General features: G+C 68.1%; 6 protein-coding genes and 1 pseudogene. 3 read left to right on the top strand and 4 right to left on the bottom strand.

Translation table 11 applies throughout. From position 1 onward, the window contains the following. Positions 1 to 169: 169 nt before the first annotated feature. Positions 170 to 1,303 carry a PQQ-binding-like beta-propeller repeat protein gene (locus ACFWSK_RS37090; protein WP_383796426.1) on the bottom strand — a complete coding sequence of 378 codons (1,134 nt, stop codon included), beginning with the start codon at positions 1,301 to 1,303 and terminating at the stop codon, positions 170 to 172. 264 nt (positions 1,304 to 1,567) lie between these two features. Between ACFWSK_RS37090 and ACFWSK_RS37085 the strand changes: the two genes are divergently transcribed. Further along, complete coding sequence (locus ACFWSK_RS37085; protein WP_383796429.1) at positions 1,568 to 1,969, top strand: transposase; 402 nt, start codon at positions 1,568 to 1,570, stop codon at positions 1,967 to 1,969. Here the strand turns inward: ACFWSK_RS37085 and ACFWSK_RS37080 are convergent. Next, a protein-coding gene (locus ACFWSK_RS37080) for an IS5 family transposase (RefSeq protein WP_383796424.1) occupies positions 1,959 to 2,767 on the bottom strand; the annotation gives its coding sequence in 2 pieces (ribosomal slippage) (positions 1,959 to 2,419 and positions 2,419 to 2,767; 810 coding nt in all). The genes ACFWSK_RS37085 and ACFWSK_RS37080 overlap by 11 nt on opposite strands. A gap of 368 nt (positions 2,768 to 3,135) precedes the next feature. Between ACFWSK_RS37080 and ACFWSK_RS37075 the strand changes: the two genes are divergently transcribed. Then, positions 3,136 to 3,321: a hypothetical protein gene (locus tag ACFWSK_RS37075; protein WP_383796421.1), complete on the top strand. Its 186-nt coding sequence runs from the start codon at positions 3,136 to 3,138 to the stop codon at positions 3,319 to 3,321. Positions 3,322 to 3,578: 257 nt separating this feature from the next. Here ACFWSK_RS37075 and ACFWSK_RS37070 read toward each other — a convergent pair whose 3' ends face one another. Then, the gene (locus ACFWSK_RS37070) at positions 3,579 to 4,397 is read right to left on the bottom strand and encodes a hypothetical protein (protein ID WP_383796418.1); all 819 of its coding nucleotides are present in this window, start codon (positions 4,395 to 4,397) and stop codon (positions 3,579 to 3,581) included. A gap of 558 nt (positions 4,398 to 4,955) precedes the next feature. On the opposite strand from ACFWSK_RS37070, the pseudogene ACFWSK_RS37065 reads away from it, so the two are divergent. Next, a pseudogene (locus ACFWSK_RS37065) lies at positions 4,956 to 5,387 on the top strand (IS110 family transposase); the annotation flags it as partial. A gap of 123 nt (positions 5,388 to 5,510) precedes the next feature. On the opposite strand, the gene ACFWSK_RS37060 reads toward ACFWSK_RS37065, so the two are convergent. Further along, positions 5,511 to 6,755, bottom strand: a 1,245-nt coding sequence (locus ACFWSK_RS37060; protein WP_383796415.1) for a helicase associated domain-containing protein, incomplete at its 5' end; no start/stop codon positions are given.

The following is a 6,755-nucleotide window of genomic DNA, read 5'->3' as shown; positions in this document are numbered from 1 at the left end:
AAGCTACCTCGCCGGCCTCCACCTCCGAGCCTCCATGATCTGGATCGACGACCTGCTCAAGACCACCGCGTGATCACGACATCACACAGGCCCTAAGCGCGTCTGGGACATGCCTCCACCACCCCGCCTCCACCCACACCGCGTAGTAAGGACAGCCACATGAAGGAGGTCACCAGCGCTCGTACGCGGTGAAGGGCTTGGCGGAGCTCCCCGAGCGGACGGCGATGATCCGGTCCTTGTACGGGAGCAGGCCGTCGAAGGAGCCCGCGTTGTCCCGGAAGGTGCGGTCCTCCTCCTCGTCTCCGGTGGCGGCGTCGAAGCCGTACAGGTAGTCCCCGTACCTGTCGGATCCCTTCACGGCCATGACCCGACCGGCATGGGCATGCAGTCCCTGGATGACGAAGGCGGCCCCGCCGATGTCGTCGTTCTGCCACAGTTCGTCGCCGGATGTCAGGTCGAAGGCGACGAGACGTCCCCAGGGGCCGCCGTCGGTGAGCGCGAAGAGTCGCTTGTCGGAGACGACCGTGTCCGGGCCGATCGAGCCGTAGTCGTCGCCGGTGACCTGGACCCGCGCCCCGGGGCGGCCGTCCGGCCCGAAGGTGAGGAAGGCCTCGATGCCCCGGTCGCCCTCGTCGACTCGCAGCACGATCGGGTCGGTGGCTGTGATCGTCACGCTCGAGCCGGTGGTGACACCGTTGCGGGTGTCGAGGGGGGTGGTCCACCGTTCCTTGCCGTCGGCAGGGTCGAAGGCGGCCAGCTTCACCTCCTCGCCGCAGGCCAGTACTGCGACGACCTGCTTCGGCGCGATGGCGGTCCTGGCCGGGGCGCAGCCCTTCGGCACCGCGGCCGTCCAGCGTTCGGAGCCGGTGAGCAGATCGAATGCGCGCACGGTGGTGGTGTCCGTTCCGGTCCCGGCGTCGAGGACCACGCCGAGCCCGCCGCCCGCGGCGAGGGCATCGGATCTGTCGGCGGTGCCCCCGTTCGCCGGGGCGAGGGTGGTGTTCCACAGTTCGCGCCCGTCGGTGAGGTCAAGCGCGGTGACGACGGCACAGTCCCCGCTGGCTTCTCCGATCTTTCCGGTGTATGCGACCAGCACGCGGGTGCCGTCGGCGGTCTTGCTGGCGGCGCAGATATCGGTTCGCCGCGGCGGGACGAACTGCCAGCGTTCCTTGCCCGAGTCGGCGTCGAAGCCGGTGACGGCGTCGTACCGGGCGAGTGCGAGGGTGTCGCCGACGAGCCAGGTCTGGTGGGTGCTGTCCTCGGGTGCCTTGTTTTCGCTCCGGGAATCCCAGGCTGTCGTCATCGAGGATCCCGGCCAGTAGCCCAAGAGATCCAGGGTCGCCCAGGCAGTGCCGCCGACGATCGCCAGTGCGACGCCTATGCCGGTAAGGCAGCCGAGCCGGGACCTCCATGCGCGTGGAGTTCCCGTGCCGCCTCTTCGGGCGCTGTTCGTTGGCTCCGCCATGAAAATCCCCGTCCCTGGTTCAGCCACCCGGATGGCCTACAGCGTAGATGCCAGTGATCATCAGGGCCGACCGCAGGCGATGGCAACCCGTGAGGAGAAACCATCCCCGCGTGCGGGGGAGACGCGAAGCCCCCTGCGCTGCCTGGACGTCCACCGACGCGCGCTGCCGCCTCCAGCACGAACAGACCGGAAGGTGGAAAGTCGCCGGCGGCACGGCCACGCACGGCGAAGTCCGGCGGAGGGTGGCCCAAGGGCCGGGGCCGGGTTGTTGTCTTTGCGACCAAGCCGGGCCTGGCCTGCAGGATTATCGAACGGTTCCTGGACGCCGGACACTCCGTCGGCCGGGTCACCGGCGACGGGGTCTACGGCAGCAACTCGAAACTGCGTGCGGCTCTGGAGGAGCGCGGCATTGACCACATCCTCGCAGTGGCCTGCTCAGCCAAAGTGCCCACCGGCGCAGGCAAGTTCCGCGTCGACGCCTTAAGAAGTCATCTCAATTGGTGAGTCTGCGGTAGCAGATGAGGGTGCAGGCAATGCTCGTGAAGGCGAGGAAGTGCTCGGCTTTACGCTCGTAGCGGCGATGGAGTCGGCGGCAGCCGGCGAGCCAGGACATGGTGCGTTCAACGGTCCAGCGGTGGCGGCCCAGTCGCTGCGAGGACTCGATTCCCTTACGGGCGATGCGCTGCTGGATGCCGCGCCAGCGTAACCATCGTCGCAGGTGAGCGTAGTTGTAGCCCTTGTCGGCGTGGAGCTTTGCGGGTTTGCGGCGCCGCGGTCCGCGGCGGGAGCGGATCGGCGGTATCCCTTGCACGAGCGGGATCAGGGCTTGGCTGTCGTGCAGGTTCGCCCCTGAGATTCCGACGGAGAGGGGCAGACCGGTTCGCTCGGTGATCAAATGGATCTTCGACCCGTACTTGCCCCGGTCGACAGGATTCGGACCTGTCAGGTCCCCCTTTTCAGGGCCCGCATGTTCACCGAGTCGATCGCGCAGCGGGACCAGTCCAACTCGCCGCGGGAGCCGAGTTCGTCGAGCACCACGCGGTGGAGCTTGGCCCACACCCTGGCTTTCGACCACTCGGAGAAACGCCGATGAGCCGTCGCCCCCGACGGACCGAACGAAGCGGCGGGCAACTGCTGCCACGTGCAGCCCGACGTGGCCACGAACACGATCGCAGCCAGCACCTCACGATCACCATGCCGACGCCGACCGCCTCCCTGAGGCCGCGATGGCGCCTCCGGCACCACCCGCTGAAACAACTCCCACAACTCATCCGGCACCAGCCGCTCAACAATCCCCACCATTGACGACAGCCTACCGACCCCACCAAATGAGATGGCGTCTAAGGCGTTGCATGCGATCTCTCGGTTTTGTGACAGTGGAGTGAGAGACAGCGGGGCTTGAGGGCGTTGCTGCTGGTCGTGGGTTGTTTTGGGGCTGAGAGGTCACTGTCTTGGAGGTGAGAGATCCACGGGGCATCGCTGTCGTGGAGCGTTATCGCGTGAGGGGTGACGCTGTCTCAGTTTCGTGAGTTCTGATCCGCTGGCCGATGGGTGTTGGTGTGCTCAGGGGTGTGGATCAGGGAGAGCAGGGCCCGGCCCCGGAAGGAGCGGGTGGTGGTTCGAGTGGGGCTTTGCCGGCTGAGTCGGTTGGGGCGTTGCGGGGAACGGCGGTGCGCCGTCTGCTGGCCCTGCGGCGGCAGGGAATGCTGACCACTGGGCAGGTGAGGTCGGCGGCGGACGTGCTCGGGGTGCGGGAGCGTGCGGTGTGGCGGTGGCTGGCGGCCGCCGAGCGGGACGAGGCCAGCCCGGGCACCGGGGGAGCGGGCCGCGTATCCCGGGCGGTTCACGGTTACTGATGAGGTCCGGGCTCTGCTGGGGCTGTGGAAGGGCAACGTTGCGGCGGTTCATCGTGAGCTGGCCGCTCGCGCGGCCAGGGGCGAGGGGGCTCCGCCGCCGTCGATTCCGACGCTGCACCGGGCGATCCGCCGGGATCTGACGCAGGGGGAGCGGGCCGGGCTCGCGGGTGGGGAACGGGCCGCACGGAAACACGATGTGTTCCTGGCCCGCCTGATGTGTTGTCGAGGCCTGAGAGCCGTCGGGCCTGTCGGGCCGGCTAAGGGAGCGGTTTGCCGAGGATCATCATGACGGCCAGCCCGATGACGACCGCGAGCCCGCCGAGCCCGGCCAGAAGGAAGCAGGGCCCGAGGGTGATCTCGAAGAACCGCGCGGACCGATCCTGGAGTACGAGCACGTCCGACGGGTCCCGCGGGTCGTAGCTGGCCTGGACGGACGGCTCGGTGCTCGGGTGAGCGAAGACGCGGGTGCCGGTGCTGTCCGTGTACTGGTACGTCCCCGGCTCGTCCGTCTGCACCGCGACAACGGTCACACCGTGCCTGCGCCGGTGAGTCTCGTGGAACCACGGCACGACGCACACGACGCCGAGCCCGATGCCTATAACAGCCATGACGCCCAACGGCACGATGAACATGGCCCCGCCCACTGGAGTGGGCCCTTCCCCCGCGATGGCGGTAGCCACGGCCAGGGCGAGGACCCCGCCCAGACAACCGAGCAGGGCCCGCCCCAGCCTGCGCCGGAACTTCTGGAGCCAGGTAGTGGTGAAGGTGCGCACATCGACGAGGGCAACGCCCTCAACGTCCTCCACCCGTTGAGGCAGCAGTGCGTTCACGGCGTCGGCGAAGGCAGCAGCTGCGGCCGGACTCACATCCTCGATCCGGTGGACGGACGGTGTCGCCCCGGCAAGGGCCCTCAGCTCGACCGTAAGGCTTCGCGCCTCGGCGTGGACACGGGCGATCGCCCTGGTGGGGATCGTCAACTTCTCGCCGGGGCGTTCCAGAACCAGCCCATCCTGCTCCGAGCTCAGGGTGGTGGCGCCGCGTCCCTGCAGGACGGGTATGGAAGATGTGATTGACATGGGCAAGATCGTAAGGCGGGAGCGTTCGCCCGTGACAGGGGCAGGGCCCTCTCCAAACGCGGAGTACATCCATGGTCCCGAAGCAAACACCGAGGCGCTCTCACAAACCAGCGACATCACTTTGCCCGCCGAGATGGATGCTCTCGGCGCTCAGCAACAGGCGCTCTCGCAACTCACCAACAAAGCCAGGGGCGCACGGGCCGCCCGGCCGACCCCTAATGCGGTGTGTACGGGTTGAGTTTCGTGGCGGTCCTGGTGAGCACCGGGGTGACTCCGAGACCCCTTCGGTCCGTTGAGATCTAGGACAAGACAGGGAGCCCCCGGCGTTCTCCGGCCGCCAAAACTCATCGGCATGCGTCACACGTTGATCGTTGTGGTGCGAGCCCGCCGCATGGTGACCTCACCCTTTGTCTCCGCGAGCCTGTGAGCTCTGGGCAAGACCGAGGCCCGTGCAGTGCGCTGGCGCCACGAACGGCTTGGTGAGATGGCGGACCGACGAGTCCTGGCATTAGGTCGCCGCGTGGCCCGCATGTGCTCGTGACCAGTGCGAACAAGCGGATGAAAGGTGCGAACGTGAGTGTGTTCTGTGGAATCGACTGGGCGGAGAAGCATCACGATGTCGCCTTGGTCGACGAGGCGGGGAAGATGCTGGCCAAGGCCCGGATCAGCGACGACGTGACCGGCTATCGCAAGCTACTGGACCTGCTTGCCGAGCACGGAGACACCGAGACCGAGCCGATACCGGTCGCGATCGAGACCTCCCGCGGCCTGCTCGTGGCCGTCCTGCGGGCAAGGAACCGCCAGGTCTTCGCGATCAACCCGCTCGCCGCCTCCCGCTACCGCGACCGCCACGGCGTCAGCGGCAGGAAGTCCGATCCCAGTGACGCCCTGGCCCTGGCGAACATCTTGCGCACCGACCTGCACATGCACCGGCCGCTGCCCTCCGACAGCGAACTCGCCCGGGCCGTCGCGGTGCTCGCCCGGGGGCGGTCGGTACGGGTCGTGCGGCCGGACACGATGGGGCGGGCGCGAGGCGCCTGTCCCCTTTCCCTCGCCCGCACAGCAGAAGGGCCCGTACGACCGTGATGGTCGTACGGGCCCTCCCCTTGTGCGTCACTCCATTGTCTGGTCCTCGAAGTAGAACCAGTCGTCGTTGTTCTTGCTGCCGAAGACGTAGTCCGGCTCGTCATCCGTCTCGATGACGATCGAGGACGCCTTGTCGTTCAGGGCCACCCTCGCGGAATCGGCGTTCAGGACGAGCTTCTCGCCGCTGAAGTCGGCGCCGTCGAAGAGCGTCACCGTCCACGTTGCGGCGGCTTCGACGGCCGGCACCGGCCTTGCCCAGTTGATGCCTAGCTTGGCGAGGGCGTCCAGCTGTTCCTGGGTGAGTTTGTCGCGTCGGGTTTTGGTGTTCGAGACCCATACGCCCAGCTTCACGACCACTGGCTCCGCCTCATCGTCGACCGCGATCTCGACGGCTGCGCCGCGGGGTACGGGCCGGTCCGTGCCTTCCCGTTCGACCCACTGTGTGAGGGCCGCAAGGCCGCGCTGGAACGCTGCCTGTGCCTTGCTCGGGCCCTTTGTCGCACGCGCCGCCGCCGGGACCGGAGACGGAGCCTCAGCGGGTTGCACGGCGAGCTTGGCCAGCCGCTCTTGCTGCTGGGGGAGAAGCTGTGCCCAGGTGCCCGGGTTCTTCTGCCGCTGGAGCCATTTGCCGAGGTCGTCGCCCTCGAAGAGCACTCCGGGTTGGATGGCCGGCAGGACGCCGTCGGCCTCGGTGTCGACGATGTCGGTGAGGATGCGGTGGTGCCGTTGCCAGTCGAGTGGCCAGGGGCAGTTCCAGTCCGGGTCGATCGCGGTCAATTGCTCCGCGCGCACGGCGGCCCGCTGCGGGTCCTTGCCGAGGCCTTCCTTGCGGCGGAGGTTGGCCATGTGCTGCCCCACGGGCACCAGGCCCTCGGCCTCGCTCTCGCCCCATACCGCGTCTTGACGCGGTGCGAGGTGCCCGGTGGCCTGACGGTAGGAGCGGAGCGCGGCGAGCTTGTTCTCCCAGGCTTCCTCGCCCGGCTCCCACACCATCCCGGCCTCCGGCGCGTCCAGCAGGGTCTTGCGCCGCTCCTCCAGCTCACCCGCCCGCAGCGCCTTCCTCTGCTGATGGACCCAGCGGCCAAGCGGGAAATCCTTCGTGACCCCCACTTCCACCTCCACGTCATACGGGACGGCGTAGAGGCCGGTGATCTCGTGCTCCTTTCGCCAGCGCAGCAGGGCCTGGTAGCCCTCCAGCCACACCAGCGACTCCGGCCGGTACACCCGGGTGCGCAGGAACGCCGCGATGGTCGCCGCGTCGCGCGGGCTGGA

The sequence above is a fragment of the Streptomyces sp. NPDC058620 genome (assembly GCF_042717135.1).
Lineage (GTDB): Bacteria > Actinomycetota > Actinomycetes > Streptomycetales > Streptomycetaceae > Streptomyces.
This window is presented reverse-complemented; position numbering and strand designations above follow the sequence as displayed.